This is a genomic window from Clostridium sp. FS41 (genome assembly GCF_000954015.1).
GTDB lineage: Bacteria > Bacillota > Clostridia > Lachnospirales > Lachnospiraceae > Enterocloster > Enterocloster citroniae.
In genome coordinates this window covers 1-3532 of the sequence record NZ_JYHN01000022.1, presented here as the reverse complement: position 1 = coordinate 3532, position 3532 = coordinate 1, and the positions used below count along the sequence as shown (strand labels likewise).

At 50.0% G+C, this 3532-nt stretch carries 4 protein-coding genes; all 4 read right to left on the bottom strand.

The features are described from left to right. Positions 1–2612 (bottom strand): hypothetical protein (locus CLFS41_RS30365; protein ID WP_082082476.1); only part of this gene is annotated, 2612 nt, incomplete at its 3' end. Beyond that, positions 2600–2944 (bottom strand): hypothetical protein, encoded by a 345-nt coding sequence (locus tag CLFS41_RS02550; protein WP_045091360.1) that lies wholly within the window; start codon positions 2942–2944, stop codon positions 2600–2602. The genes CLFS41_RS02550 and CLFS41_RS30365, both read right to left, overlap by 13 nt. A 21-nt stretch (positions 2945–2965) precedes the next feature. Then, on the bottom strand, positions 2966–3160 hold the full coding sequence (locus CLFS41_RS02545; protein ID WP_045091359.1) for a hypothetical protein: 195 nt from the start codon (positions 3158–3160) through the stop codon (positions 2966–2968). A gap of 84 nt (positions 3161–3244) precedes the next feature. Beyond that, a complete protein-coding gene (locus tag CLFS41_RS02540) occupies positions 3245–3457 on the bottom strand; it encodes a holin (RefSeq protein WP_045091358.1) in 213 nt (70 codons plus the stop codon). Positions 3458–3532: the final 75 nt, after the last annotated feature.

Sequence of the window (3532 nt, the reverse complement as noted above, 5' to 3'; positions counted from 1 at the left end):
GCGGTAATGGTGATGTGGGTAGTGCCGGTAAAGGTGGTAAGGGCGTTTAGGGCGGTCTGGGTCGCGGCGGGGAGGTCTGTCTCCACTGGGGTATCCAGATAGGTGACTATCTTAAGTGGATGGGATGCAAGATGGGCTTTCCAAGCAGCAAGGCCCTTGTCCTCAATGTCCGGATTATAAAAGCTATTGTTCATAACATACAGATCTACACTTCCGTATGTTGGGCTTGATCCCAGCCAGATCTGATTTATTACCCCTTCTGTTTCCCCAGGTGTAACCGTACCCTGGTTGCATAGTCCGGGCCTTGCACGCATCTTCTCAGGCAGTCCACCTAATGCGTAGAAGCCGGAAGTGGTCGGTCTGGACCATGATCGTACTCGCCAATCTTCGCTCCCATCAAATATCAGCTCCACGCACCGGTCAATGCGTTTAGTCATAGTGATCCTATCCCTGTACTCCCCAATACCATGTAGTGGGGCTGTTAACTGGATGGTTGCGGTCTGATATCCGGCGAATGGTTCCCATGTAGCTTCTGCATCAAAACTTAATAAGACATCCGTAAATACGGTTGTGTTTGCTATGTCTAATGCTGTATCGCGATTATTCGTAATTAGCTCAATTTTAAAACTTTGAGCATCTTCGGGTATAGTAATGGCCATCTTTTTATAGGTTGCAGCATAATATTCCAATCTTCCATCTGATAGTGTTAGCCTTCCCTGGATAGCAACTGGGCAATCCACATTAGTCCTGCTCTCAATATTACCCGATAACGTAACTGTTTTACCTCTCACGCATTCGATAGGGACAACAGCTGTACACGCTGCATATGGTTTTATGCCAGTTACAGATATCCTGCGTCCACCATCACTTGATGACCAGGCTCCTCCAGCCATTGATTTTAGCAGACTTGCATCAAACAGGTTCTCTCCCGTCACCGTCACATCCAGCGGCTGCGGATACTCCTCTGATGGGCTGGGTTTGCCGCCAGTGTATGGTTCCCATGCAGAAATGGGGTTATTACTAATCATATAGTCCCGATGATTAAAGTCCGCAAAATCACCTGCAAATGTCCTGCATCTAATGAATGCTGCCGTCTGTGGTACAAGCCTTTGATATATACCGGGTGATTCATCACACGAAACAAATCTCTTGTCTGAATCGTAATAACATATGCACAATGGTTTCTTAAAATATATTGTACTTCCTTCAGTTACTGGTATATACTGCAACCAACGATATGTGATTTCTGAATCATTAGGATTTCCGGTCGCGTTTCCGAATGTTCCTAATTCATATGCTTCCGTATCCAGCAGCTGCGCCCCTGTTGTAACCGTCCCTGTTCCGATAACCTCCTGCGGATACTCCGGTGACGGCGAAGACTTACCGCCTGTGTAGGGTTCCCAAGGTAGAGGTATGGGACCTGCATTAAGCATAGGGTAGACAACAACCTTAAAATCAGATAATCCCTGATAGATCTGGATAAAATAGTCTATTTTCGTTTCGGTTCCATCTACAACAAAAGAAGTATCATTGACAACAACAGATGAACTGTCACTATACCATTTCTTTGCCTTGACAAAAATCTTGGAATTGTCTATTGGGACACTTCCACTGACATAGTAGGTACCAGGTGATAAATTAGTTGAAGTAACGGCAGAATTAGCTGCATTCTGTAATGTATTCCCCGTCACCAGAATACTACCATCCTCCCGAACAGAAAACACCACATCATTATGTGTTCTGACTAATTTACTTGCGTCCAACATCTGCGCCCCGGTCGTGGTAAACTGCTCACTCTTGCCCGCAACCTCCACGCCGGGTATCGGCGCCTCCCACGCATCCCCCACTGTAACCCGCCCAGTACCGGACGCGGAGCCGATCAGGGCATTGGCGTACTTGAGATCGGTCTCACGCTTGTTGTAGCCCACAAATGTCTCTTTCTGGCTCTCCACGTAGTCCTTGTTTTCCTGTAACGCCTGTGCTGATGCATCCGCAGACTGTGCTGCTGCCGTGGCTGATCCCGCAGCCGCAACCTTGCTTGCCTGGGCATCATTGGCGTATCCCTGGGCAGTGGATACCTTACCCTCCATCTGCTGTACAAACTGCTCATACCAACTTTGATCCGGCTCCGGTATGCCACCGCCTATCTCCAGGCCGTCATGGATGGTATATGTTGCCGGCAGGGTTTTCCAGACGGTCCGATCCCCCACACTGTTGGTGCCGGTTGCATAGATCATCATCTGTATTGCTTCTGGCTGTTGGGTTGCCTGTCCGGGTATCATCCAGCACATCCTGACGTAATTGTCCGACCAGGATACATTGCAGGGTACGCCATCGCTGCCACCATAGGCTGTCTGGTAGTGGATATACAGATTTTGCTTGGTCAGATCCATGGCGTCATCATATCTGGGCAGCTGGAAGCCCACAAACTGGGCGTTCTGCTCGCCCCGGACGGATACCTGGTCATTAAAGTCTGCAATACGCTTGTTGGTGACCGGGACATACTCCGGCTCCGCGTACATGGTGTAGGATGGATAGTTGTTATCCTTGGTCCATGTCTCATCCCCGGCTGCATAAGCCTGTTTTGTAAGGATCTCGTCTACTGTTGCCATGCCTGTCCACTCCCTTTCTCCTGCCTGATGGTGATCAAATTGGTTGTTATCCGCTGCCCATTCTCGCGCTGTCCCACCACTCCGATTTTAAACTCATCACAAGGTGTTATCTCGTCTGGCACAATGCAGGATCCATCCCTGATCAACGTGGCTACTTCACGGTCCTGCAAGCGGGGATAAAATGCTGCCACCCGGACCGTGCCATCCCAATCGGGGCCGAACTCAAACGCTGTTTGCAGGTAACCGGATGTCCCCGCAATAATGTTGCTAAAATCACAGCCAGGAGCCCTCGTCAACTCCTGGCCGGATACTCTAAATCTTAGTGTCCTCATGCTGTACCACCTTTCTGGCACTTATTCCTCGCTGTCGTCCACACCATTGTTATTGCGGTCACTGGGGCCGCCTTTGCCGCTCTGGTGGTTGCCTGGGTGCGGTGCATTGGTAGGCTTGTCATACAGATATGGGGTGGGCTGCTTTGGGGCAAAATCCGGCCCAGTTGTCTTGTCTCTGTTAAGATCTGCTGCGTGCTTATTGGTTACTACTGCCATATATGTACCTCTCTTTCTTTTTCTGGTTGATGGTTACTGCCGCCTTGACCCTGGCGGCTGGGAGATGATGGGGATCACCTCCTCTCAGGCACCGGTCTTTACATCCAGTTCTGGCAGGCCCGCCACTGATGTGGCCAGGGACAGTATGCCGGCCAATACGGATGCAGATACTACCATCCTGACATCTACCTGCCCTAATACGGTTGCTGTCCCTACTGTTGCTACAAATGTCTGGGCCACGGTCTTTACCGCCCTGCGCCCTGCTGCTCTAAACCATCTCTTTGTGCTCTCACTCATCTCAAATACCTCCTTTGCTGATCAAATACATGATTCCGGCTGCCACCGCAGTTCCGATGGAGCTGGTGATCGCTG